Annotated in this window: 21 protein-coding genes; 7 read left to right on the top strand and 14 right to left on the bottom strand. The window is 71.3% G+C overall.

Features of this window, described 5'->3' with window-relative positions; translation table 11 throughout:
* Positions 1-180: 180 nt before the first annotated feature.
* Positions 181-798: a DUF4870 domain-containing protein gene (locus ABZ321_RS14500; RefSeq protein WP_344511979.1), complete on the top strand. Its 618-nt coding sequence runs from the start codon at positions 181-183 to the stop codon at positions 796-798.
* Positions 799-876: 78 nt separating this feature from the next.
* Here ABZ321_RS14500 and hemW read toward each other — a convergent pair whose 3' ends face one another.
* The gene (gene hemW / locus ABZ321_RS14495; RefSeq protein ID WP_354891202.1) at positions 877-2,073 is read right to left on the bottom strand and encodes a radical SAM family heme chaperone HemW; all 1,197 of its coding nucleotides are present in this window, start codon (positions 2,071-2,073) and stop codon (positions 877-879) included.
* A gap of 17 nt (positions 2,074-2,090) precedes the next feature.
* On the opposite strand from hemW, the gene ABZ321_RS14490 reads away from it, so the two are divergent.
* The 3 genes from ABZ321_RS14490 (at position 2,091) to ABZ321_RS14480 (ending at position 4,895) form a co-directional block, all read left to right on the top strand.
* Positions 2,091-2,867 (top strand): enoyl-CoA hydratase-related protein, encoded by a 777-nt coding sequence (locus ABZ321_RS14490; protein WP_344511983.1) that lies wholly within the window; start codon positions 2,091-2,093, stop codon positions 2,865-2,867.
* Between the two features lie 86 nt (positions 2,868-2,953).
* Positions 2,954-3,850 carry a hypothetical protein gene (locus tag ABZ321_RS14485; protein ID WP_354891442.1) on the top strand — a complete coding sequence of 299 codons (897 nt, stop codon included), beginning with the start codon at positions 2,954-2,956 and terminating at the stop codon, positions 3,848-3,850.
* Between the two features lie 124 nt (positions 3,851-3,974).
* Positions 3,975-4,895 (top strand): phytanoyl-CoA dioxygenase family protein, encoded by a 921-nt coding sequence (locus ABZ321_RS14480; RefSeq protein ID WP_344511987.1) that lies wholly within the window; start codon positions 3,975-3,977, stop codon positions 4,893-4,895.
* Positions 4,896-5,029: 134 nt separating this feature from the next.
* Here the strand turns inward: ABZ321_RS14480 and ABZ321_RS14475 are convergent, their stop codons facing one another.
* The 8 genes from ABZ321_RS14475 to ABZ321_RS14440 all read right to left on the bottom strand — a co-directional run bounded on the left by ABZ321_RS14475 (position 5,030) and on the right by ABZ321_RS14440 (position 11,774).
* Positions 5,030-5,311 (bottom strand): GlsB/YeaQ/YmgE family stress response membrane protein, encoded by a 282-nt coding sequence (locus ABZ321_RS14475; RefSeq protein ID WP_344511989.1) that lies wholly within the window; start codon positions 5,309-5,311, stop codon positions 5,030-5,032.
* Positions 5,312-5,378: 67 nt separating this feature from the next.
* Positions 5,379-5,834 carry an NUDIX hydrolase gene (locus ABZ321_RS14470; RefSeq protein WP_344511991.1) on the bottom strand — a complete coding sequence of 152 codons (456 nt, stop codon included), beginning with the start codon at positions 5,832-5,834 and terminating at the stop codon, positions 5,379-5,381.
* A 41-nt stretch (positions 5,835-5,875) separates the two neighbouring features.
* Positions 5,876-7,753 (bottom strand): translation elongation factor 4, encoded by a 1,878-nt coding sequence (gene lepA, locus ABZ321_RS14465; protein ID WP_354891201.1) that lies wholly within the window; start codon positions 7,751-7,753, stop codon positions 5,876-5,878.
* A gap of 132 nt (positions 7,754-7,885) precedes the next feature.
* Complete coding sequence (locus ABZ321_RS14460; protein WP_354891200.1) at positions 7,886-8,440, bottom strand: YbjN domain-containing protein; 555 nt, start codon at positions 8,438-8,440, stop codon at positions 7,886-7,888.
* A 170-nt stretch (positions 8,441-8,610) separates the two neighbouring features.
* Entirely contained in the window at positions 8,611-9,243 is a 633-nt protein-coding gene (locus ABZ321_RS14455) for a hypothetical protein (RefSeq protein WP_354891199.1), read from the bottom strand.
* 10 nt (positions 9,244-9,253) lie between these two features.
* A complete protein-coding gene (locus ABZ321_RS14450; RefSeq protein ID WP_344511997.1) occupies positions 9,254-9,655 on the bottom strand; it encodes a thioesterase family protein in 402 nt (133 codons plus the stop codon).
* Position 9,656: 1 nt separating this feature from the next.
* Positions 9,657-11,336 carry an energy-dependent translational throttle protein EttA gene (gene ettA, locus ABZ321_RS14445; protein ID WP_344511999.1) on the bottom strand — a complete coding sequence of 560 codons (1,680 nt, stop codon included), beginning with the start codon at positions 11,334-11,336 and terminating at the stop codon, positions 9,657-9,659.
* 81 nt (positions 11,337-11,417) lie between these two features.
* A complete protein-coding gene (locus ABZ321_RS14440; protein WP_344512001.1) occupies positions 11,418-11,774 on the bottom strand; it encodes a hypothetical protein in 357 nt (118 codons plus the stop codon).
* Positions 11,775-12,108: 334 nt separating this feature from the next.
* Between ABZ321_RS14440 and ABZ321_RS14435 the strand changes: the two genes are divergently transcribed.
* Together ABZ321_RS14435 and otsB are read left to right on the top strand one after the other, a co-directional pair.
* The gene (locus tag ABZ321_RS14435) at positions 12,109-13,509 is read left to right on the top strand and encodes a trehalose-6-phosphate synthase (protein WP_344512003.1); all 1,401 of its coding nucleotides are present in this window, start codon (positions 12,109-12,111) and stop codon (positions 13,507-13,509) included.
* An 81-nt stretch (positions 13,510-13,590) separates the two neighbouring features.
* Positions 13,591-16,155: a trehalose-phosphatase gene (gene otsB, locus ABZ321_RS14430; RefSeq protein WP_354891198.1), complete on the top strand. Its 2,565-nt coding sequence runs from the start codon at positions 13,591-13,593 to the stop codon at positions 16,153-16,155.
* A gap of 43 nt (positions 16,156-16,198) precedes the next feature.
* On the opposite strand, the gene cobA is transcribed toward otsB, so the two are convergent.
* From cobA to cobC, 3 genes are read right to left on the bottom strand one after another with little or no spacing between them, the layout of a single operon-like run.
* On the bottom strand, positions 16,199-17,404 hold the full coding sequence (cobA, locus tag ABZ321_RS14425) for a uroporphyrinogen-III C-methyltransferase (protein ID WP_344512007.1): 1,206 nt from the start codon (positions 17,402-17,404) through the stop codon (positions 16,199-16,201).
* Positions 17,401-18,456, bottom strand: a complete 1,056-nt coding sequence (cobT, locus tag ABZ321_RS14420) for a nicotinate-nucleotide--dimethylbenzimidazole phosphoribosyltransferase (RefSeq protein WP_354891197.1) — start codon at positions 18,454-18,456, stop codon at positions 17,401-17,403. Before cobT ends, cobA begins: the two co-directional genes overlap by 4 nt.
* Position 18,457: 1 nt before the next feature.
* The gene (gene cobC / locus ABZ321_RS14415; protein ID WP_344512082.1) at positions 18,458-19,489 is read right to left on the bottom strand and encodes an Rv2231c family pyridoxal phosphate-dependent protein CobC; all 1,032 of its coding nucleotides are present in this window, start codon (positions 19,487-19,489) and stop codon (positions 18,458-18,460) included.
* 113 nt (positions 19,490-19,602) lie between these two features.
* On the opposite strand from cobC, the gene ABZ321_RS14410 reads away from it, so the two are divergent.
* Complete coding sequence (locus tag ABZ321_RS14410) at positions 19,603-21,690, top strand: transglycosylase domain-containing protein (RefSeq protein WP_354891439.1); 2,088 nt, start codon at positions 19,603-19,605, stop codon at positions 21,688-21,690.
* 54 nt (positions 21,691-21,744) lie between these two features.
* On the opposite strand, the gene ABZ321_RS14405 is transcribed toward ABZ321_RS14410, so the two are convergent.
* Together ABZ321_RS14405 and ABZ321_RS14400 are read right to left on the bottom strand one after the other, a co-directional pair.
* On the bottom strand, positions 21,745-22,329 hold the full coding sequence (locus tag ABZ321_RS14405) for a GNAT family N-acetyltransferase (RefSeq protein ID WP_344512011.1): 585 nt from the start codon (positions 22,327-22,329) through the stop codon (positions 21,745-21,747).
* On the bottom strand, positions 22,329-25,034 hold the full coding sequence (locus ABZ321_RS14400) for a cobyrinate a,c-diamide synthase (protein ID WP_354891196.1): 2,706 nt from the start codon (positions 25,032-25,034) through the stop codon (positions 22,329-22,331). Before ABZ321_RS14400 ends, ABZ321_RS14405 begins: the two co-directional genes overlap by 1 nt.
* Positions 25,035-25,050: the final 16 nt, after the last annotated feature.

Here is a 25,050-nt window from a genome sequence, read left to right as displayed (position 1 = left end):
CCTCCTCGAGAAACTGGCACTCCCACTTTGTGAGTGCCAGTCTACGTCGCCCGCGCCGCCCACGGAATGATCGTCATGTGTGCGAACCGCCGCTATTGGACTGGTCTGCGCCAAGTTTGTCCAAAAGAAGTCATGCCACGTCGCTGGCGATAGTTGATCGGTACCCCTACCGTGGCCCCCATGAGTGAACCACCTCGCCCCGGGGAGTACGGCGTGCCGCAGGACCCCAACAACCCCTATTCGATGCCGGGCGGGGCACAGTATCCGCCGCCGGGCCCGGACTACGGCCAGCAGCCGCCGGTCTCCGGTGGAGGTTACCCGCCGCCGACCAGCGGCGCGGGCTACCAGGACCCGAACGCCTACCAGCAGGGCGGTTACCAGCAGCCCGGTGGCTACCAGCAGCCCGGCGGTTACCAGCAGCCGGGTCAGTACGGATACCAGCAGCCCGGTGGATACCCCGGCGCCGGCCCGGTCGGCTACGCGAACAGCGACGAGAAGACCTGGGCCCTGATCGCGCACTTCGGTGGCATCTTCATCGGCTTCATCGCCCCGCTCATCGCGCTGCTGGCCAAGGGCAACGAGTCGCCCACGGTCAAGGCGCACGCCAACGAGGCGCTGAACTTCCACATCACGTGGGGCATCATCCTGTTCGTGGGCGCCCTGCTGTCGGTGTGCACCTTCGGCCTCACGCTCATCGTGCCGTGGATCGTCATCGTCGTGTTCGCGATCATCGCGGGCATGAAGGCCAACGGCGGCGAGCTGTACCGCTACCCGATGACGTACCGCTTCATCAAGTAAGGCATCCGATCGTTCGAGGGGCGGCCATCGAGCCGCCCCTCGCCATGTCCGGCCCCTCTGAGTTCAGGTCAGGGCAGGTCAGGTCAGGTCGCGGGCCACGGCGTCCGCGAGCAGGCGGCCACGCAGCGTGAGCACGGCCCGGCCCTCGGCGAACGGACCGGCCTCCAGCAGCCCGTCGTCGAGGCAGCGGCGGGCGCCCTCCAGCGCCGGCGGCTCCAGGACGGCCAGGGGCAGGCCCGAGGCGAGCCGGATCCGCAGCAGCACGTCCTCGAAGCGCCGCTCCTCCTCGGTCAGCACCTCCCGCGCGTGCCCCGGCGACGCACCGTCGGCGAGGCGCGCCGCGTACGTGTGCGGGTGCTTCACGTTCCACCACCGCACCCCCCGCACGTGACTGTGCGCGCCGGGCCCGAGGCCCCACCAGTCGCCGCCGCGCCAGTAGAGCTCGTTGTGCCGGCAGGGCGAGTCGCGGGACCAGTTCGACACCTCGTACCACGTCATCCCGGCCTCCGTCAGGGCCTGCTCGGCGGCGAGGTAGCGGTCGGCGGCCACGTCGTCGTCCGGGTACGGCAGCTCACCGCGGCGCATGCGGGCCGCCAGCCGGGTCCCGTCCTCGACGATCAGGGCGTACGCGCTCACGTGGTCCACGCCCGAGCCGATCACGGTGCGCAGGGACGCCGCGAAGTCCTCGGGGCGCTCGCCGGGCGTGCCGTAGATCAGGTCCAGGTTGACCCGCTCGAACCCGGCCGCGTGCGCCTCCGCGACCGCCGCCGCCGGCCGCCCGGGGGTGTGCCGGCGGTCGAGCACCGTCAGGACGCCCGGCGCGACGGACTGCATGCCCAGGGAGATCCGGTTGAACCCGGCCGCGCGCAGCTGCCGCAGCCCCGCCGCGTCGACGGACTCCGGGTTGGCCTCCGTGGTGACCTCGGCGTCGCCGGCGAGGCCCCAGGTGCGGTCGATGCCGTCGAGGATGCGGGCCAGCTCCGCCGGCGGCAGCAGCGTCGGCGTGCCGCCACCGAAGAAGACCGTGTCGACCCGCGGCGGCGCGACCACCTTGGCGGCCAGGGCCAGCTCGTCGAGGACCTGCTCGGCATAGCCGGCGCTCAGGACGCCCTCGTCGGCGGTGTACGTGTTGAAGTCGCAGTACCCGCAGCGGGACGCGCAGAACGGGACGTGGACGTAGACCCCGAACCCCGCCTCCCCCGCCGCGTCGGCGACCCCGTCGGGCAGCGCGCCGTCCCGCGGGATCGGCTCACCTTCTGGCAGTGTTCCGGGCATTTCACTAGTGTGCCCGCATGCCACTCGTACGGTCACAGACGGCGCATGGCGTGGCGACGGTCACGCTCGACAGCCCCGCCAACCGCAACGCGCTGTCGACGGCCCTGATCGAGGAGCTTCTCGCCGCGCTCGCCGCCGCCACCGCGGACGACACCGTGCGGGTCGTCGTGCTCACCCACACCGGGCCGGTCTTCTGCTCGGGCGCGGACCTGAAGGAGACCGCGGCCGCGTTCGGCTCGGGCAAGCCGCCGATCAACCGGCTCGGCGAGGTGCTCACCGCGATCTGGGAGTGCCCGAAGCCCGTCGTCGCGCGGCTCACCGGGCCCGCCCGCGCGGGTGGCCTGGGCCTTATCGCCGCCGCCGACATCGCGGTCTGCTCGCTCGAGGCGACATTCGCGTTCTCCGAGGTGCGCATCGGCGTCATCCCGGCCGTGATCTCCGCCACGGTGCTGCCGCGGCTGTCCCCACGCGCCGCCGCGGAGCTGTTCCTGACGGGGGCGACGTTCGACGGCGCCCGGGCCCGCGAGATCGGTCTGGTCACCGCCGCCGTCGCCGCCGACCAGGTCGACGAGGCCGTCTCGGCGTTCGTCGCGTCGCTGGTACGGGGAGCGCCGGGCGCCCTGCGCGGCACGAAGGAGCTGCTCCGGCGACGGAAAGCCGACACGTTCCGTGACGAGCTGGCGGCCATGACGGAACTTTCCGTGTCGTATTTCGGTTCCGCCGAAGGAATCGAGGGAATCATGGCATTCCGGGACAAACGAGACCCAAACTGGATCCCTGACGGCGTCGCCTGAACGGCCGGACCCGTCCCGTCCCGGTGTGTAGCGCGGGGATGTGGTGGCGGGTGGGACGTACGCTGGTCAAGTTCTCAGGTCAGGAGGTGACGATGCGTACACGACACGTGCTGATCGCGATCGTGGTGCTCGGCATCGTCGCGACCGCCGGCATCTACGCGCTGCTGCAGAAGCTCGGCGACCACCTGCCGGCGCTGCTGCCGCCGGGCCGCGCCTGCGTCATCGACGCCGGCAGCGCGCCCGCCGCGTCGTCCGGCTCCTCCTCGACCGTCACCTCCGTGCCGCTGGACTCGGAGCAGGTCGCCAACGCCGCCACCATCACCGCCGTCGGCCTGCGCCGTGGTGTGCCCCGGCGGGCGCTGGTCGTGGCCCTCGCCACCGCGTGGCAGGAGTCGAAGCTGGAGAACCTCGCCGGCGGCGACCGCGACTCGATCGGCCTCTTCCAGCAGCGGCCCAGCCAGGGCTGGGGCAAGCCCGAGCAGATCGCCGACCCGCGCTACGCGGCGAACGCCTTCTACACCGCCCTGCTGAAGGTCAAGGGCTGGGAGAAGATGCGCGTCACCGACGCCGCGCAGGAGGTGCAGCGCAGCGCCCACCCCGAGGCGTACGAGAAGTGGGTCGACGAGTCGGAGATCATGGCCCGCGCCCTGAGCGGCGAGGCCACCGGCGCCGTCTCCTGCACCGTCACCGAGTCCTCCAGCCACGGCGTCGAGGCCGCGCAGACCCTCGCCGCCGGCGTCAAGCTCGACTGGGGCAACGTCAGCACCGCCGACGTCACCGACCTCGTCGGGGTCGCGCTCAAGGTCCGCGAGCAGAAGACCGGCTGGCAGTACGCGCACTGGATGGTCGCCCACGCCCAGGACCACGGCGTCAAGCGGGTCGCGTTCAACGACATGGAGTGGACCGCGAAGAGCGGCAGCTGGGCCCGGATCACGCAGCGTGGCGGCGCCGGCGGCGACCGCGTCGTCGCCGAGGTCTACTGACGCGCAGGTTGCACGCCGTTCGGACGGGATTTCGCACTGTCCGGTGGAGAACTCCCGACTCGGTCCGTTGTACACCTCGCGTTACCATCGGTCGTTCCCTGGTTGACGAAAGTAAGGGGAGGACATGACGTCCGCTGCACCCGACTACGGCGGTCTGACCGGCTATGAGCCGATCAGCGAGGCCGACCGCAAGGAATTCCTGGACCAGGGCTTCCTGCTGGTCCGCAACGTGTTGAAGGAAGACCACCGCGCGCAGCTCGAAGCCGCCATGGACCGGGTCTACGCCGAGGAGCAGGCGGCCGGCTCCAGCAGCATGAAGAAGGACGGCACGCTGCACCTGCTGGGCTTCCTGAACCGTGACGAGCTCTTCGGGCACCTGCTGACCCAGCCGACCCTCTTCCCGTACATGTGGGGCCTGGCCGGCTGGAACATCTACACGCACCACAACCACCTCGACATCACCCCGCCGGCGGCGATGACGGAAGCTCCCTCGTGGGGCTGGCACCAGGACGGGTACCGGCAGAACTCCGACCCCGAGACCATGGACCCGAACCTCCCGCGGCCCATGTTCTCGCTGAAGATCGCCTATGTCATCTCCGACCTCTCGGAGCAGGGCCGCGGCGCCACCAAGGTCATCCCGGGCAGCCACCTCTGGAACTCGCTGCCCCGCCCGGCCGACACCACGGTCGAGAACCCCGACCCCGAGGGCACCGTGGAGATCACGGCCAACCCGGGCGACTGCTTCATCTTCGACCGGCGCCTCTGGCACTCCCGGTCGCCCAACTACTCCGAGATCACCCGCAAGATGCTGTTCATCGGTTACACGTACCGGTGGATCCGCAACCTCGACGACATGCCGATCGACTACGACGGCGAGTGGTGGGCCAACCGCACCCCCGTCCAGCGCCAGCTCCTGGGCGAGGCCACGCACACGGCCAACTACTGGGGCATCAACTGGAACGGCTACATCGACGAGGAGATCCCCCTCCGCAAGGAGCTCAAGACCCGCGGCCTCCTCGACCGCTCCATCCCCTGGCTCCGCTAGCTTTACCCCCCTGCCTGACCGAAGCGGCCGTGCCCCTCAACCCCTGAGGCGCACGGCCGCTCCGCGTCCACCGGGGTCATGGCGCGCGAAGGCCCCCAGTCCGGGGAGGCTGGGGGCCTGACGCGATGGGGGTGTTACAGGGTGCTGCGGCGCCCGCGACCGGCCACGCCGACCACCAGGGCCACACCGACCGCGGCGACCAGCACCTGGATCAGCAGCTCGCCCCAGTCGACACCGGGGGTGTCGGTGGAGATGCCGATGGCGTTCGCGATGACGGTGCCGAGCAGGGCGGCGACCACGCCGATCACCATGGTCAGCCAGATCGGGATGTTCTGGCGGCCGGGGACGACCAGGCGCCCGAGCGCACCGACGATCAGGCCGACGATCAGTGCCGTGATGATTCCGGTGACAGTCACGGTGTCCTCCTTCAGAGCCTCAACCTGGGGGATTGCAGTTGCGGTTGCGCTCCTATTGCCCGTGACCTCAGGGGACCAAACGCCCCGGCGATCGACGAACCTCGCGTATGGCCGACTCCATCGTGATGAACGCGAGAGGGGGCGGATCAGACAAAGGCACCCAGGCGTACTCGGTGCCTTCGGACGTGTCGAGGGTGATGGTGGCGCCGGGGGCCAGCCGGGCCAGCCAGAAGCAGTCCAGGACGGACAGCTGTTCGTTCTGGTACTCGTAGGTGCCGATCCACATGCCGACGAAGTCGCCGAGACGGACCTCGACGCCGAGCTCTTCGCGGGCCTCGCGGACCGCCGCGTCGCGGGGGTGCTCCCAGCCGTCGCAGAAGCCGCCGGGCAGGTCCCACCAGCCGACCTGCGGCGGGCGGGCGCGGCGGATGACGACGAAGCGGTCGGCGTCGTCGAAGATGATGGCGGTGCCGGTCGGGCGGGGGTTGAGGAAGACCTCGTAGCCGCAGGTGGCGCACTCCACCGGCGGGGCGTCCGTGGACGCCCCGCAACGGGGGCAGTGCTTCACTTCTTCGGCTTGTCCGCGGTGGGGGCGTCGGACGTGGACAGTGCGGCGATGAACGCCTCCTGCGGCACCTCCACGCGGCCGACCATCTTCATCCGCTTCTTGCCTTCCTTCTGCTTCTCCAGCAGCTTGCGCTTCCGGCTGATGTCACCGCCGTAGCACTTGGCGAGCACGTCCTTGCGGATGGCGCGGATCGTCTCGCGGGCGATGATCCGGCTGCCGATCGCGGCCTGGATCGGCACCTCGAACTGCTGGCGCGGGATGAGCTTCTGCAGCTTGGAGGCGATGGTGACGCCGTAGTTGTACGCCTTGTCCTTGTGCACGATCGAGCTGAAGGCGTCCACGGGCTCGCCGTGCAGGAGGATGTCGACCTTCACCAGGTCGGCCTGCTGTTCCCCGCTGGGCTCGTAGTCGAGGCTGGCGTAGCCCTTGGTGCGGCTCTTCAGCTGGTCGAAGAAGTCGTAGATGATCTCGCCCAGCGGCAGCGTGTAGCGCAGCTCGACGCGGTCGGCCGACAGGTAGTCCATGCCCTGCAGGGAGCCGCGGCGGCTCTGGCACAGCTCCATGACGGCGCCGACGAAGTCGTTGGGGGTCAGGACGGTGGCCCGGACGGTCGGCTCGTAGATGTTGCTGCTCTTGCCGTCGGGGAACTCGCTCGGGTTGGTGACGGCGTGCTCCCTGCCGTCCTCCATGATCACCCGGTAGACCACGTTGGGCGCGGTGGAGATCAGGTCGAGGTTGAACTCGCGTTCGAGGCGCTCCTGGATGATCTCCAGGTGCAGCAGGCCGAGGAAGCCGCACCGGAAGCCGAAGCCGAGCGCGGCGCTGGTCTCCGGCTCGTACACCAGGGCGGCGTCGTTGAGCTTGAGCTTGTCCAGCGCGTCGCGCAGCAGCGGATAGTCCGAGCCGTCGATCGGGTAGAGCCCCGAGTAGACCATCGGCTTCGGGTCCTTGTAGCCACCGAGCGGCTCGGTGGCCGGCTTGGCGTTGATGGTGACCGTGTCACCGACCCGGGACTGGCGCACGTCCTTCACGCCGGTGATGAGGTAGCCCACCTCGCCGGCGCCGAGCCCGTCGCTCTTGATCGGCTCGGGCGAGATGACGCCGATCTCCAGCAGCTCGTGGACCGCGCCGGTCGACATCATCTTGATCCGGTCGCGGGCGCCGAGGCGGCCGTCGACGACTCGGACGTACGTGACGACGCCGCGGTACACGTCGTAGACCGAGTCGAAGATCATCGCCCGGGTGCCCTCGTCCGCGCCGGGCTTGGGCGCCGGCAGCTGCCGCACGATCTCGTCCAGCAGGTGCGGCACGCCGACGCCGGTCTTGCCCGACACGCGCAGGCAGTCGTCGGGCTCGCAGCCGATCAGGTGGGCGAGCTCCTCGGCGTACTTCTCGGGCTGCGCGGCCGGCAGGTCGATCTTGTTGAGCACCGGGATGATCGTCATGTCGTTCTCGAGCGCGAGGTACAGGTTGGCGAGCGTCTGCGCCTCGATGCCCTGCGCCGCGTCGACCAACAGCACCGCGCCCTCGCAGGCGGCCAGGCTGCGGGAGACCTCATAGGTGAAGTCGACGTGGCCCGGGGTGTCGATCATGTTGAGCACGAACTGCTCGCCGGTCAGGTCCCCCTCGCGGACCCGCCACGGCATGCGGACGGCCTGGCTCTTGATGGTGATGCCGCGCTCGCGCTCGATGTCCATGCGGTCGAGATACTGGGCCCGCATCTGCCGAGCGTCGACCACCTCGGTCAGCTGCAGCATCCTGTCGGCCAGCGTCGACTTGCCGTGGTCGATGTGCGCGATGATGCAGAAGTTGCGGATCCGGTCCGGCACGGTGGCACCGGGACGGTTCACGCCGGGGTCGTTCGTCGGTGGCACAGGCGTCCGTTCTCCGAGTTGGCGGGGATCAGACCCCTATCGTCCCATGCCCACGGATCACGTCGAAGCGGCGCCGGTACGAGGCCCCGCCGTTGCCGGAAATGTCCGGAAAAGGCGGGGCACACAGCAGCGTCAGAGCAGTGCGCCCTCGTCGTGCAGCCAGTCGACGAACCCCATCGCGACGACGGCCGCGCAGTCGACGAGCTCGGCGATGAGCTCGGGGTGGGCACCGGACAGCAGGGGCACCTGCATCTCGGCGTAGATCGGGAGCTGGCCGCGGTCGGTGGGGTCGCCGACATAGGCCTTGTAGAAGCGGCGTGTGTGGTTCCACTCGTTGACCACCCGGTAGGACCGGTCGGCCCAGTCCGGGGGCACCGTGGCATGCGGCCTGGCACGCACGACGAGGATCTCGTCCGACGGCCCCTCGAGGGCGAACAGCACAGCGTGGCGCTCCCACAGCGCGAGAAGGCTGCCATCCCCATCTGTCAGGTATCGAATCTCCAGCTGCTCGAGGGCCTCAGCGACCCGCAGCAACGTCACCGGTGCGATCACGCCCGCACCCACGTCCGGGGCTCCGTCGCACACCGCGTCGGTCACCGGAATCGGCTCTTCCCGTGCCAGCTGCGCGACGGTCGTGTCGGTCTGCGACCCGTCCGTCTGCTCGGCACGCCATGGCCACTTTGGCATCGTCCCGCGCTCCCTAGCTCCCCCGTGGCCTCCACCCGCAATTGCGGTCCGTCGCCGAGTGATTTCGCTCGGCGGTGGACCCGAATGAGGACGGTACCCGTTCGGACGAGTTTCAGCAGCCCCCAATTTCACCCTCGCCCCACCCGTTCGGGTGAGGGTCTTACCACCGTCTATCCGATGAAGAGAGTCTTGGCAGCACGATGCCAGGCTGAGCCATATGCGCAGGCCAGAGCCGTCCATGGACCCGATTTCCGAACATCGACGAAGTCTCGTGCAGGTGCACGTTCGCTCGTCATGAACCCCATTCGCACGACCGCCTGCACGAGCCGTTGGGGTATCTCGACCCGCTCCCCGCCGTCGGTCGTCACGACGATCGGCACATGATCGAGCAGCGCGTCGCGGAGCACCCGGGAGCCGACCGCGCGGCCACCCACGCCCTCCGCGGCGGCGGTCCGCAACGTGTCCGCCGCGGCCGCCCCGACCCGCCGGATGTCGGCACCCGGGATGCGTTCCACGACCACACCCGCGTCGCCGGGGATGGACCACCGCCACTCGCTGTCCCGGAATGCGGGAAGCTGGTCATCGAGCATCACCAGCAGCTCGCGGGCCAGGACGGTGTGATCGCCGTCGACGTGTCCGGGGACGCCGCGGCTCACCAGGACGCCCCACGGCAGGCGTGACCAGAGGGTGACGCGGTCGTCACCGGCCGGCCGCAGCCGGACCATCGCGCCGGCGTCGAGCCGGACCGCCCGGGCCAGGAATGCCCGGGCGTCCGCGGCCCCGAGGCCGTCTACCCAAGCCACGGAGCGCCCGCTAACCGAGCCACGGGGACAGGAACTCGCGCTCGACGTCCTTGACCCGGCGCGGCCGGCCGGCGGCAAGGTCGAAGGGCACGCAGACGGTCCGCGCGCGGGACGCGACCACGTCGCCGTCGAAGAGCTCGTAGGCGACCGTCAATCGACTCGCCTTGATCTCCTCCAGCCACAGCTCGATGCGCACGGGATCGCCGTAGTCGATGGGCCGCAGGTAGTCGATCTCATGACGTGAGATGACGATGCCGTCCTCGAACGTCTGCAACCCGGCCGACTTCGCCGCGGTGAACATCAACGCCACGCGCGCTTCCTCGTACAGGGTGAGGAAGCGCGCGTTGTTGACGTGCCCGTACGCGTCCAGGTCGGACCAGCGCAGGGCGCAGTGGTAGACGAAGCGGGCCACCTCAGTCGCGGGTGAGCTTGCGGTAGGTGACGCTGTGCGGGCGCGCCGCCTCCTGGCCGAGCCGGTCGACCTTGTTCTTCTCGTACGACTCGAAGTTGCCCTCGAACCAGAACCACTTGGCCGGGTCCTTCTCGTCGCCCTCCCAGGCGAGGATGTGGGTCGCGACCCGGTCGAGGAACATCCGGTCGTGGGAGATGACCACGGCGCAGCCCGGGAACTCCAGCAACGCGTTCTCCAGCGACGACAGCGTCTCGACGTCGAGGTCGTTGGTCGGCTCGTCGAGCAGCAGCACGTTGCCGCCGATCTTCAGCGTCAGCGCCAGGTTGAGCCGGTTGCGCTCGCCGCCGGACAGGACCTTGGTCGGCTTCTGCTGGTCGGGGCCCTTGAAGCCGAACGCCGCGACATACGCCCGGGACGGCATCTCGACCTTGCCGACCATCAGGTGGTCCAGGCCGTCGGAGACGACCTCCCACACCGTCTTGTCGCCGTCGAGGCCGGAGCGGCTCTGGTCGACGTAGGACAGCTTGACCGTCTCACCGACGCGGACCTGGCCGGCGTCGGGGTCCTCCAGGCCCACGATGGTCTTGAAGAGCGTGGTCTTGCCGACGCCGTTGGGGCCGATGATGCCGACGATGCCGTTGCGCGGCAGCGAGAAGGACAGCCCGTCGATCAGCACGCCGCGCTCGTCGAAGCCCTTGACCAGCTCCTTGGCCTCGATGACCATGTTGCCCAGGCGCGGGCCCGGCGGGATCTGGATCTCCTCGAAGTCGAGCTTGCGGGTCTTCTCGGCCTCGTTGGCCATCTCCTCGTAGCGCTCGAGGCGGGCCTTCGACTTGGTCTGGCGGGCCTTCGCGTTGGACCGGACCCACTCCAGCTCCTCGGTGAGGCGCTTCTGCAGCTTCTGGTCCTTGCGGCCGGCGACGGCGAGGCGCTGCGCCTTCTTCTCCAGGTAGGTGGAGTAGTTGCCCTGGTAGCCGTGGACCTGGCCGCGGTCGACCTCGGCGATCCACTCGGCGACGTGGTCGAGGAAGTACCGGTCGTGGGTGACCGCGAGCACGGCGCCCGCGTACTTCTGCAGGTGCTGCTCCAGCCAGTTGACACTCTCGGCGTCGAGGTGGTTGGTGGGCTCGTCGAGCAGCAGCAGGTCGGGCGCCTCGAGCAGCAGCTTGCACAGCGCGACGCGGCGGCGCTCACCACCGGAGAGCGTGGTGACGTCGGCGTCCGGCGGCGGGCAGCGCAGCGCGTCCATGGCGAGGGCGAGGGCGGAGTCGATGTCCCACGCGTCGGCGTGGTCGAGCTCCTCCTGGAGCTTGCCCATCTCCTCCATCAGCGCGTCGGAGTAGTCGGTCGCCATGAGCTCGGCGATCTCGTTGAACCGGGCGAGCTTCGCCTTGGTCTCCGCGACGGCCTCCTCGATGTTGCCGAGGACGGTCTTGGTCTCATTCAGCGGCGGCTCCTGCAGGAGCATGCCGACGGTGTAGCCGGGCATGAGCCGGGCCTCGCCGTTGCTCGGCTTGTCGAGCCCGGCCATGATCTTGAGCAGGCTCGACTTGCCGGCGCCGTTGGGGCCGACCACGCCGATCTTCGCGCCGGGCAGGAACGACAGCGTGACGTTGTCGAGCACGACCTTGTCGCCGTGCGCCTTGCGCGCCTTCTCGAGCACGTAGATGTACTGCGCCACGGTGCGCCCCTACCTCCGGTAAGTCTGTGTTCGCGTCGGGTCAATCTTTCCAGGCCCCCGGCCCCGCCCCCAAATCGGGCGTCACTTCTTGGGCTGCCAGTCCCGCACGTCCTCCGACGTGGTCTGCTTGCCCTCGATCACGAGCTTGTCCCGGGAGACCGTGTACCTGGTGCCCTCGTTGGTCGCGATGTACTTGTCGGCACCGGCGTTGGTGACGTTACCCCTGGGCACCAGGAGCCCGTTGTCGCCCTCGATCGGCGTCTCGCCGGACCCGTCGACACCCGAGAAGTTCTTGCGCTTGTCGTGCCCTTGGTACCACAGGCCGTCGCCATCGGCCTCCAGGCAGATCCAGACCTCGTGCCGGTCGGTGCGGATGTAGAGCTGCAGGACCAGCGGCAGGGCCGCCTTGGCGTCGCGGCTCTTGACCCCGTCCTCCATGAACGCCGGGCACGGCATGCCTTTCGGGGCGGCCTGGCTGGTGACGGAATCGACAGGCCGGGAAGACTGTCCGCTGCCGGCCTTTGACTTAGGGTCATCAATGTCTCGACGCCCTAGCACGAATCCGAACAATGCACCGATGACGGTCAGGATCAGCAAAGCGAGCAGGACGACGGTGAGCGTCCGGCCCCGTTCGGGCTCGGCGTAGGCATCGTGCGAGGACATGCCCAGCAGGATCGCACCTGTGAGCCAGGACGCTGCATGCTGCCGGGCACTTCGCGGATCAGTAGGCTGAAAGTACGAGGGTGGATCACCCAGGGGGAGGACACGACACGTGGCTGGAAACAGTGCATTCGTGGTGGTCGCCAATCGACTGCCGGTCGACAAGGTGGTCGGACCGGACGGCGAGGTCAGCTTCCGCAGGAGCCCAGGAGGCCTCGTAACGGCACTGGAGCCGGTCCTGCAGCAGCGCAACGGGACGTGGGTGGGCTGGTCGGGCGGCACGGGGGACGCGCAGCTGCCCGAGGAGACCTTCGAGGCGGGCGGGGTGCAGCTGCACCCGGTCGCGCTGAGCGCGGGCGAGGTCGAGCGGTACTACGAGGGGTTCTCCAACTCCAGCCTGTGGCCGCTCTATCACGACGCCGTGGAGACACCGATCTTCAAACGACGATGGTGGGAGTCGTACCGGCTGGTCAACGAGCGGTTCACGAAGGCCGTCGCCGACGACGCGGCACCCGGCGCCACCGTATGGATCCAGGACTACCAGCTGCAGCTCGTGCCGGCGCTGCTGCGCGAGACCCGACCCGATCTCAAGATCGGGTTTTTTCTGCACATCCCATTTCCCCCGGTCGAACTGTTCATGCAACTACCCCGCCGGGCGGAACTTCTCAAGGGTCTGCTCGGTGCCGATCTGGTTGGTTTCCAACGGCCACTCGGCGCACAGAACTTCGTCCAACTGTCCCGACATCTGCTGGGCACCCGGGTGCGGCGCGGCGTCGTGGAGTGGGAGGGCCGCACGGTGCGCGCCGAGGCCTTCCCGATCTCGATCGACGTCGAGGAGATGGAGCGGCTCGCCGCCTCGCCCGAAGTGCAGGCCAGAGCCAAGGCGATCAGGACCGAGCTGGGTGAGCCGAAGACGATCATCCTGGGAGTGGATCGTCTCGACTACACCAAGGGGATAGAAAGAAGGCTGAAGGCCTTCCGTGAATTGTTGTCGGATGGGCGACTCACGGCGCCGGATACGGTGATGGTACAAGTGGCTACGCCGAGCCGGGAGCGAGTGGAGCACTACCAGACGCTGCGGGTGAACGTTGAGCGTGAGGTCGGGCGGATCAATGGGGAGTACGGACGAGTTGGCCAACCGGCCGTGCACTACCTGCATCAGTCGTACAGTCGGGCTGAGCTGGCCGCGTTGTACGTCGCGGCCGACGTCATGATGGTGACTCCCCTGAGGGACGGCATGAATCTCGTTGCCAAGGAGTATGTCGGCGCCCGCGCCGACGGTGGCGGCGCGCTCGTGCTGTCGGAGTTCGCCGGCGCGGCGGCCGAGCTGCGACAGGCCTTCCTGTGCAATCCGCACGACCTCGACGGGGTGAAAGACGCACTCATGCGTGCGATCCACGTCGACCCGGTCGAAGGGCGCAAACGGATGCATGCTATGCATTCCCACCTGCGCTCACACGACGTCCGCGCCTGGGCGGACGCGTTTCTCGACGCTCTCGGCGCAGCATCATGACGATCACACGACCGCCCTTGCACCGCCGTGTGCACGTCAATTGCCCAAACGACCTCCATCGCTCCCACGAACAGGCCGGACATGAACCAAAACTCGGCGACAGGCAGCGTCCTCTCGCTCGACCCGGACCTCCGCGCGGCGGTGCTGCGCGTCGCCCGCGTGCCGAACCTTCTGGTGGCATGTGACTACGACGGCACTCTCGCCCCCATCGTCGCCGACCCTACGAAGGCGACCCCCAGCCCAGAATCCGTAGCGGCCGTCCGCGCGTTGTCCTCGTTGCCACAGACGACCGTCGGCGTGATCTCGGGCCGCGCGCTGCGCGACCTCGCCGCACTCTCGCGCCTGCCGGCCGAGGTGCGGCTGGTCGGCAGCCACGGCTCCGAGTTCGACGTCGGCTACATCGACGAGCTGCCGCCGGAGCGCCAGCAGCGCCGCGCGGAGCTGCACGCGGCGCTCACCGCGATCTGCCGCGACCAGCCGGGCGTGCGCCTGGAGGCCAAACCGGCCAGCGTCGCGGTGCACACCCGCGCGGCACCGCGCGACGTCGCCGGGCGGGTCTTCGACGCGGTCCGCAGCGGTGCGGCGCTGTGGCCCGACATCGAGGTGACCACCGGCAAGGAGGTCATCGAGCTGTCGGTGGTGCCGACCGACAAGGGCCTCGCGGTCGACGCCCTGCGGATGCAGGTGTCGGCGAGCGCCATCGTGTACCTCGGTGACGACGCGACCGACGAGAAGGCGTTCGCCCACCTGCACGGCCCCGACCTGGGCATCAGGGTCGGCTCCGTCGACGGCGGCACCGAGACGCTGGCCCGCTTCAGCATCCCCGACGCCGAGGCGGCCGTGGGCGTGCTGGAGCTGCTGCTGCACACCCGGCGGCGCTGGCTCTTCGGCGAGCAGGCGGTGCCGATCGAGCGGCACTCGATGCTCTCCAACACGCACACCGTCGCGCTGCTCACGCCGGCCGCCCGGGTCACCTGGCTGTGCCACCCGAAGCCGGACTCCGGCGCGGTCTTCGCCGACCTGCTCGGCGACACCGCCGCGGGGCACTTCACGGTCCAGCCGGAGAAGGGCGGGATCCCGCTGGGTCAGCGGTACCGCCCGGGCACGATGACCGTGGAGACCCGCTGGTCGGGCCTCACCGTCACCGACTGGCTCGACCACCACCGCACGGGCAACTCGCTGATGCGGGTGCTGTCGGGCAGCTCCCGGGCCCGGGTCGACTTCGTGCCCCGGCCCGACTTCGGCCAGGTGCACATCCGCCTGCAGCCGCTCGGCGACGACGGCCTGCTGGTGCTCGGCTCCAACGAGCCGATGGTGCTCTACTCCCCCGGCATCGAGTGGGAGATCAGCTCCGACGGCCACAGCGACCTGGCCCGGGCCACCGTCGACCTCGCCGCCGCCGGCGGCAGCGCCATGCTGGAGCTGCGGCTGGGCACCGACTCGATCGAGCCGCCGCGGGTGCAGCTCGAGGAGCGGCAGATCGCCGCGGAGGCCGCGTGGCGGGACTGGTCCGACGCGCTGAAGCTGCCGTCGGTCGCCCGCGACCTGGTCCGGCGCAGCGCGCTGACGCTACGCGGCCTGTGGCACAAGCCGACCGGCGCGATCCTGGCCGCGGCGACGTCGTCGCTGCCGGAGGAGGTCGGCGGGTCGCGCAACTGGGACTACCGGTACTGCTGGCTGCGCGACGCCTCGCTGACCGCCAAGGCGCTCGTCGACCTCGGCTCGACCGAGGAGGCCGAGTCGCTGCTGAAGTGGACGCTGAAGGTCGCCGACAACACCGACGGGCACCCGGAGCGGCTGCACCCGCTGTACAACCTCGACGGCACGGAGCTCGGGCCGGAGGCCGTCATCGAGGCGCTGCCCGGCTACGCGGGCTCCCGCCCGGTGCGGGTCGGCAACGCGGCCAACGGCCAGGTGCAGCTCGACGTGTTCGGCCCGGTCGCCGACCTGGTCACCACGCTCGCCGAGCTGCGCCCGCCGGAGGACGGCGACTTCGCCCTCATGGAGCAGATGGTCGAGGCCGTCGAGCGGCGCTGGCACGAGCCCGACCACGGCATCTGGGAGGCGCGCCGGCGGCCCCGGCACTACGTCTACTCGAAGGTCATGTGCTGGATGACCGTGGACCGCGGCATCCAGCTCTTCGAGCGGGTCGGCCGTCCCGTGCCGGAGTCGTGGGGGCCGCTGCGCTCCACGATCGCCGAGAACGTGCTCGACAAGGGCTGGGACGAGAAGCTCGGCGCCTACACCGTCGCGTACGGCTACGACGAGATGGACGCGTCGGTGCTGTGGATCGGCCTGTCGGGGCTGCTCGCCGACGACGACCCGCGGTTCCTCGCCACCGTCCTGGCGGTCGAGGCCGACCTGCGGGAGGGTCCCACGGTGTACCGGTACCGCTGGGACGACGGGCTGCCGGGCGTCGAGGGCGGCTTCCACCTGTGCACGACCTGGATGATCGAGGCGTACCTGCGCACCGGCCGCCGGGCGGACGCGGAGGAGCTCTTCGCCCAGTTCATCGAGTGTGCCGGCCCGACGGGCCTGCTGCCGGAGGAGTACGACCCGCTGACCGAGCGGGCCCTGGGCAACCACCCGCAGGCCTACTCGCACCTGGGCCTGATCCGCTGCGCCCTGGAGCTCGACCGCTCCTGACGTCGTGCATCTGAAAGGGGGCGCCCAGACGGGCGCCCCCTTTTCACGTCGCGAGGGCGTCGACGACCGGGCCGACGACGATCACGGCCGGCGGGCGCAGCGCCGCCTCCTTCACCGCGTCGGCGACCGTGGAGAGCCGCGCGCGCACGACCTTCTGGTCGCGGGTCGTGCCCTCCTGGATCACCGCGACCGGGGTGTCGGGCGCGCGGCCGTGCTCCTGGAGGACGGCGGCGATCGCCGGCAGGTTCTTCAGGCCCATCAGGATGCTCAGCGTGCCGCGCAGCCGCGCGAGGGCCGCCCAGTCCACCAGCGACTCGGGGTGCGCCGGCGCCAGATGGCCGGAGACGACGGTGAACTCGTGCGCCAGCCCCCGGTGGGTGATCGGGATGCCGGCCGCGGCGGGCACCGCGATGGAGCTGCTGATCCCGGGGACGACGCTCACCGGTACACCGGCCGCGACACAGGCCAGAAGCTCTTCACCGCCACGTCCGAAGACATACGGGTCGCCGCCCTTGAGCCGGACGACGAACTTGCCCTGCCGGGCACGGTCGACCAGCACCCGGTTGATCTCCTCCTGCGCGGCGGACGGGCCGTAGGGGATCTTCGAGGCGTCGAACAGCTCGACGTCGTGGCGCAGCTCGTCGAGCAGCAGGCCGGCGGCGAGCCGGTCGATGACGACCACGTCGGCGGCCGCGAGAAGCCGGCGGCCGCGGACCGTGAGCAGCTCCGGGTCGCCGGGGCCGGAGCCCACCAGCGCGACCCGCCCCGGGCCGGCCTCCGGCGGGGTGGTCGCGAGGATCGAGCCGGTCGCGAGGTGCTCGCCGATCGCGTCACGGACGGCGACGGCACGGGCGGGGTCGCCGCCGCCGAGCACGGCGACGGTCACCGGACCCTGCCGGGTCACCGCGGGGGTCCAGGCGGTGGCGGCGTGCCGGTCGTCGGCGCGGACGCAGAAGACCCGCCGGGCGGCGGCCAGCTCGCTGATCTCGGCGGCCGCGGCGGGGTCGCTGACCGCCACGTGGACCAGCCACGCGTCCTCGATGTCGCCCGGCTCGAAGCGCCGCGCGCGCCAGGTGACCCGGCCCGCGTCGACGTGGGCCTGCAGGGCGGGGGTGATGTGGGGGGACACCAGCACGACGTCCGCGGCGGCGTCGAGCAGTGCGGGGACGCGCCTGGTGGCCACGGCACCGCCGCCGACCACCAGGACACGCAAGCCGTCGAGCACCAGACCGAGGGGGTATGGGTTCACTTGTGGGCTACTCCAGCTGAGTCGAAAGTGGCTACCTCGTGCAACACGCGGACAGCACTGGCCACGATCGGCAGCGCCAGGACGGCGCCGGTGCCCTCGCCCAGGCGCAGGCCCAGGTCGACGAGCGGTTCCAGCTCAAGATAGCCGAGCGCCACGCCGGCTCCGGGCTCGGCCGACCGGTGCCCGGCGATCATCGCCGAGGTGCTGGCCGGGGCGAGCGCGGCGGCGGCGAGGGCCGCGGACGCGGCGATGACCCCATCGATGATCACGGGTACGCGCAGCGCCGCGGCCCGCAGGATGTAGCCGACGAGGGCGGCGTGCTCCAGGCCGCCGACCGCGGCGAGGATGTCGACCGGGTCCTCGGCGTGCAGCGCGACGACCGCGGACGTGACGACCGCCACCTTCCGGGCGTGGGTCTCGCTGTCGATGCCGGTGCCCAGCCCGGTCACCGACGCGGGGTCGGCGTGCGTGAACGCCGCGATCAGCGCCGCCGACGGGGTGGTGTTGGCGATGCCCATGTCGCCGGTCAGCAGCACCTTCGCGCCGCCGTCGACGAGCTTCTGGGCGATGTCGATGCCGACCTCGATCGCCTGGAGCGCCTCCTCGCGGGTCATCGCCGGCCCGGCGCTCAGGTCCCGGGTGCCGGGGCGGACCTTGCGCAGCTCCAGGCCGTCGGCGGGGTCGAGGGTCGCCTTCACGCCGACGTCGACGACGGTCACGCTCGCGCCGCACTGCCGGGCGAACGCGTTGACGACCGCGCCACCGGCCAGGAAGTTGGCGACCATCTGCGCGGTGACCTCCTGCGGCCACGGCGTCACCCCCTGCGCGTGCACGCCGTGGTCGCCGGCGAAGATCGCCAGCGCGGCGGGCTGCGGGATGGGGGGCGGGCAGGCGCCGGCGAGGCCCGCCATGCGCACCGCCAGCATCTCCAGCGCGCCGAGGGACCCCGGCGGCTTGGTCAGCCTGGCCTGCAGCGCCCTGGCCGCCGCGATCGCCTCGTCGTCGAGCGGCCGGATCGCCGCGAGTGTCCCAGAAAATGTCTCAGTGAGCACGTCACCCTCCCAGTACGTTGGACAACACCGCGACGAACGCGTCACTCGTGGCAGTGTCCCGCACCGCAATACGTAACCAGTCCGGGCCCAGTCCCGGGAACGTTTCGCCACGTCGCACCGCGAACCCGTGCCCGCGCAGGGCGTGCCGGACCCGCCCGCCATCGACGACCCTGACCAGGACGAACGAGCTGCGCGGTACACCGGCGATCTCCACACCGGCGGCTCGCAGCGCGGCGACGAGGTGGTCGCGGTCCGCCGTGAGCCGCTCGGCGATGGCCCGCTCGGTCTGGACCGCGAGGGGCGAGGCGCAGGCGGTGGCGGCGGCAAGGGCGGGGGTGGAGACGCTCCACAGCGGCGCGTGCCGGTCGAGCTCGGCGATCAGGTCGCGGGGGCCGAGGACGTAGCCGATGCGCAGGCCGGCGAGGCCCCAGGTCTTGGTCAGGCTGCGGATGACGACGACGTCGCGGTTGCCGCTGAGCGACTCGGGCTCGCCCGGGACGGTGTCGGCGAACGCCTCGTCGACGACGACCGTCCGGCCGGGCCGGACCCACCCCGCTATTTGTCCGGATTTATGCAGACATGAGGTTGGATTGGTGGGGTTGCCGACTATGACGAGGTCGGCCGATTCCGGCGGATTTTTCAGTGCGAATCCGTCGTCGGCCGACAGCAGCAGCCGGTCCACGGCGTGCCCCACGGTCAGCAGCGCGCTCTCCGGCTCGGTGAACTGCGGATGCACCACCACCGCGTGCCGGGGGCGCAGCACCTGAGCGAGCAGCGTGAACGCCTGCGCCGCGCCGGCCGTCAGCAGCACCTCGTCCACCGGCCGGCCGTGCCGCGCCGCGATCGCCGCGGTCGCCTCCGTCCGGTCCGGGTACCGCGCGAGGTGCGCCAGGGACGCCGCGACCGGCTCCGTGAGCCACGACGGGGGCGTCTCCTGTCGCACGTTGACCGCCAGGTCGACCAGACCGGGCGCGACCTCGGCATCGCCGTGGAACCGCAGCATCAGGCGATCGTCGCGTACGGCACGGCGAATTGTCCTAGCTTGGAGGTGTGATCGCGCGCACGCTGCGAGTGGCCGGCGGATTCCTGGCCCTCGTCCGGACCGGCCTCATCGTCGGGCTCGCGATCGCCGCCCTGGTCTATCCCATGGTCGCGCTCACCGGCGTGGGCGTGAAGCGCGGCACCGACGCCCTGTCGATGCCGGTCGGCGCGCTGCGGTCCTCCCTGCCGGCGCAGACCAGCCACGTCTACGCCGCCGACGGCACGACCCTCCTCGCCCAGTTCTACGAGGAGTACCGCACGTACACCACCATCGACACGATCTCGCCCACGATGCAACGGGCGATCGTCGCCGCCGAGGACGCCCGCTTCTGGGAGCACCACGGCGTCGACTTCAAGGGTGTCGCGCGGGCGTTCGTCGCGAACCAGAAGGCGGGCTCGGTGTCGCAGGGCGCGTCGACGCTCACCATGCAGTACGTGCGCAACGTGCTGCGCGACAGCGCCGACACCCCCGCCGAGGTGTCGGAGGCGACCGAGCAGACCGGCGCCCGGAAGCTGCGCGAGATGAAGCTCGCCATCGAGCTCGAGAAGCACATGAGCAAGACCGAGATCCTGGAGCGCTACCTCAACGTCGCCTACTTCGGTCACCGCGCCTACGGCGTCCTCGCCGCCGCCGAGGTGTACTTCTCGAAACGCCCCGCCGACCTCACCGTGCCCGAGGCGGCGCTGCTGGCGGGCCTGGTGCAGGCGCCGTCCTCGTACGACCCGGCGGCCACCGACGCGGCGGCCGCCACCGCCCGGCGCGACTACGTCATCGACCGGATGGCCGAGCTCGGGTACCTCAACGCCACCGACGCCGCCGCCGCGCGCGCCACCCCGATCGCGCTGAAGCTCAGCGAACCGCCGAACGACTGCCTGGAGACCCGGGCCGGCTGGGGCTTCTTCTGCGCGATGTTCCGGTCCTGGTGGGCCGCGCAGCCCGGGCTCGGCGCCAACCCGCAGGAGCGCCTCGACCGGCTGCGGCGCGGCGGGTACACCGTGACGACCTCCCTCGACCCGCGGGTCCAGGACATCGCGCAGGCGCAGGTGCTGAAGCGGGAGAAGACGCGCAGCGCCTACGCCCTCGGGCAGGTCGCGGTCGAACCCGGCACCGGGCTCGTGCGGGCGATGGCGGTGAACCGCACCTACTCCCTCGACCGCGCCAGCAACGGCCCGCACTCCGACCCGCGCCAGCGCAAACGCCTCCGCGGCAACTACCCGAACACCGTCAACCCGCTGCTCGGCGGCGGCGACATGGCCGGCTACCAGGCCGGGTCGACGTTCAAGATGTTCACGATGCTCGCCGCCCTCGAACAGGGCATGCCGCTGGACACCGCGATCAACTCGCCGAAGACGTTCGTCTCCAAGTACAAGACGGGCCGCGACAGCCCGGCGCACTGCGGCGTCGACAGCTGGTGCCCCTCCAACGCCTCGGCCTCCATGACCGGCCGGCACACCATGTGGTCGGGCTTCGGCAGGTCCGTCAACACGTTCTTCGTGCAGCTGGAACAGCGCGTCGGCGCCGAGGCCGCGGTCCGCATGGCCGAGCGCCTCGGGTTGCACTGGCGCACCGGCATCGACAAGCTGCAGGCCTCCCCCGCGAAGGCGAAGACCTGGGGCGCCTTCACCCTGGGCGTCGCCGACACCACCCCGCTGGAGATGGCCGGCGCGTTCGCCACGGTCGCCGCCGACGGCACCCACTGCGAGCCGATCCCCGTCGTGTCCATCCGGCAGCAGGACGGCTCCGAGGCCCTGGATGCGCAAGGTGTACCGGTGGCCCGCCCCCGCTGCGCCCAGGTGATCTCGCCGGACGTCGCCCGCGGCGCGATCGACGCGGCCCGCTGCGTCACGGGGTACAAGGCGGCGACCGGCGAGTGCGGCGGCGCGGGCACGGCGGCGCGCGTCTACTCGACGGTCCAACGGCCCGTCGCGGGCAAGTCAGGCACGACGGACGACAACCGGGCCGCGTGGTTCGTCGGCATGACGCCGGGGCTGACGATCGCCGGGTTCATCGCCGACCCCGACAACCCGCTGCACCGGGTCGGCTCCGCGAACGCCGGCAAGCCCCGCGAAACGGTCGCCGAGACGCTGCGCGACGCGCTCGCCGGCACCGCCGTGCGCCAGTTCACGCCGCCCAGCAATCTCGTCGCCCACGGCACGAACGCCAAGCCCCGCGTGCTCAAGAACCGCCGCTGACGCCCGCTGCTGGCCTTTTTTGTTTTGCTGGCCTTTGTTTTCTGGCCTTTGTTTTCAGGCACCGCCGCTGATGTCGGCCGGGACCAGTGACCAGCTCTCGAGGTCCACCCGGCCGGTGTGCAGCGACCCAGCGTTGCGCATGAGCCCCTCGTACGTGAAGCCGGCCTTCTCCGCGACCCGCCGCGACGCGACGTTGCCGGGGGCGACCCGCAGCTCGATGCGCTGGAACCGGTGCTCCAGCAGCAGCGACAGCGCCAGTACGTCGACCGCCTCGGGCGCGACGCCGTAGCCGCGGGCGTCGGCGGCCACCGCGTACGCGATCTCCGTCGACCTGGTCAGCCAGTCCGTGTTCTTCGTCCACAGGCAGCCGACGAGCCGCTCGTCCTCACGCCGCACGATCCCGTAGTGGTCGCCGGCGCCGCTGTCCCGGCGCTCGACGGCCAGCTCCGTGCACCAGGCGTAGCCGTCGAACTCGCTGTTGTCGTCCTGCGCGATCGGCAGCCACCGCCGGACGAGCTTGTCGGCGAAGATCTCACCGACCCGCTTGTCGTCGTCGGCGCACAGCGGACGCACCGTGAGCCTGGGCGTCTGGACCGACAGCAACGGGAAGCGGCGCAGCGCCACCGACCAGGTCGACACTAGGCGGCCTCCGTCGCACCGCCGGCGGGCGGACCCGACGTCGGCGGCCCGTCCCCCTCGCCCACCTCGGTCGCCGGCCTCTGCACCACGGCCTGCGGCGTGGCCGGCGGCGCTTGCGTCGTGGCCGGGGGTGCGGAGACCGGGTCGCTCTCCTGGACCGGCAGCTGCAGGTACGCCGTCGGCGCCTCCTCCGGGCGCTCGGCGGCGGGGATCGCCGTCATCCCGCCGGGCGCCGCCGACACGGGCGCGGCGACGGTCGGCATCGGGGCGGGCGAGACCGGCACGGCCGCCGACGTCGCCGGATCGGCCGGCCACTGGTGGCCGCTCCCGGCGCTCGACGGCGGGGTCGACACCGGCCCGGACGCGCCGACGGATCCGGCGGCCTCGGCGGCGCCGGCCTGGCCGGCCGCGATCACGGCGTCGACCGCGACGGCACCCGCGCCGGCCACGCCGGGCCCGGACACAGGGCTGGACGCGGCGACGGATCCGGCGGCCTCGGCGGCGTCGCCGGGGGCCGTGCCTGCGGGTGGGGTCGAGACGGACATGGGCGGAGCGGAGACAGTCGTCGGCACAACCCCAGACGATGGCAGCCCGGAGGCCGTCGCGGGCGCGTTCGCGGAGGAAGACACCCCAACGCTCGCCTCAGCAGCCGCGGTGTCCGCTCCGGCGCCGCCCGCCACCGCGGTTTCGGCTCCGGCGGTCTGGCTCGCGGACGCCAGGGCGACCGCCACCCGGCTGGTGGGGCCGAACGGGCTCGACGCGATGCCGTCCTGGTCTTCGTGCTGCTCGTCCTGAGCGCCGCCGGCCGCGGCCGGCGGCTGGGGCCGCTGGGGCTCCTGGGTCGCGATGGCCGCGATCGGCGACTGGGGCCGCCGGGGCTCCTGGGTCGCGATGGCCGCGGTCGGCGGCTCCTCGGCGTCCGCCACCGGGAGCGCGCCCGGGCCGACCACCGGAGCGGGCGGCGAGTACGTCGTCGGCGGGGCGGTGTACCCGGCGGGTGCCGAGACCGGGCCGGGGACCGACACGGGGCTGGCGGCCGGGGGCGTTCCCAGCCCGGACGTGCCCAGGCCGGACGGGGCGAAGCCGGCCGGTGCGGAGACGGGGCTCGCGCCGGGCGGGGCCGGGGTGCGCGCCGGGTCGGGCTTGGTCAGGCCGATCCGGGCGTCGCCGGTGTCCGCCGCTGCCGGCACGGCGGCGGTGCCGCTCACCGGGGCGGCCGGGAACTGCAGGGTCGTGCCGCCCGACGGGGCTTGCGCCGCCGGTGCCACGGACGGACGGCCATACGGATGGGTGCTCGGTGTCGTCCACTGCCCGTGCACCGGCGTGGCGGCGGCGCCGGCCGAGGCCACGAAGCGGGACGCGATGGACGGCGTGCCGGCCCAGTGCAGGCCGAGGTACGACGCGTGGACGCCGCGGTGCACGAAGCCCTCCGCGGGGCCGCCGGCCCAGGTCCAGGCGGCCTGCAGGCCGGCCCGGGGGCTGATCGTGGTCCGGTGCATCTTGTGCCCGACGACCTGGGCACCCACCGGGAGCAGCACCGACGAGCTGCGGGCAGTCGCTTCCCGGTACCCCAGGACGACCAGGTCGGTCTCGCGGGCCGAGGCGTCGACGACGCCGCACATGGGCCGGCCGTTGAAGTCGCGGCAGAGCCACACCAGGCCGGTGCCCTCCGCGGCGATCGGCTTGCCGGCGGCGGCGTGCGCGGCGACGGCGGCGCGGAGGCGGGTGTTGAAGCCGAGCTCCTCCGCGTACGACTCGGGGAGCGCGCCGCCCACGACGAGACCGTCCACGCCGGCGGGGAGCGCCTCGTCGCGCAGCGGGTCGAACGGCACGACCTCGGCACCGGCGGCGGTGAGCAGCTCGGCGGTCTCCGGGTAGGCGAACGCGACCCCGATGACCGGGCGGCGGCCGATGCGCGTGACGGCCGGCTCGGCGACCCGCGCGGCGGCCACTTCCTCGGCGGCGTTCCACGGGTCGGTGGTGAGCCGGGGCGCGGAGCGGGCCAGGGCCATCACCCGGTCGATGTCGACGGCGCCCGCGATCACCTCGCCGAGGCGCCGCACCGCGCGGACCGCGTCGAGGTTGTGGTGGACAACGGGCGCGACCCCGTGGTGCCGCGACGGCAGCGGCGCGCCGGCGTCGCCGATGTCGGTGAGCGCGTGGCGGCGCAGTGCGCCGAGCACCGGCACCCCGATGTCGTCGAGCGCCTCGCGCAGCAGCTGCTCGTGCCGCGACGAGGCGACCCGGTTGAGGATGACGCCGCCGAGCCACAGGAGCTCGTCGTACGCCCGGAAGCCATGCACCAGAGCGGCGACCGACTGCCCCATGGCGCCGACGTCCACGACCAGGACCACGGGCGCCCGCAGCAGGCCGGAGATCTGCGCCGTGGACTCGCTGTCGGTGCGGCCCGCGAGCCCGTCGAACAGCCCCATCGTGCCCTCGACGACCGCGATGTCCAGCGACTGGGCCCCGTGCGCGAACAGCGGCCCCACCCGCTTCGCCCCGATCATCCGCGGATCGAGATTCCGCCCGGGCCGCCCCGCGGCCAGCCCGAGATACGCGGCGTCGACGTGGTCCGGACCGATCTTGAACCCGGCGGCCCGGTAACCCCGGGCCGACAGCGCGGACAGCAGGCCTACGGAAACGGCAGTCTTGCCGTGACCGGAGGATGGCGCGCTGATCACCAGCCTCGGGATCGTGCTCATGATGCTCCTCTGGCGC

The sequence above is a fragment of the Dactylosporangium sp. NPDC006015 genome (assembly GCF_040614215.1).
Taxonomy (GTDB): Bacteria; Actinomycetota; Actinomycetes; order Mycobacteriales; family Micromonosporaceae; genus Dactylosporangium; species Dactylosporangium maewongense.
This window is presented reverse-complemented; position numbering and strand designations above follow the sequence as displayed.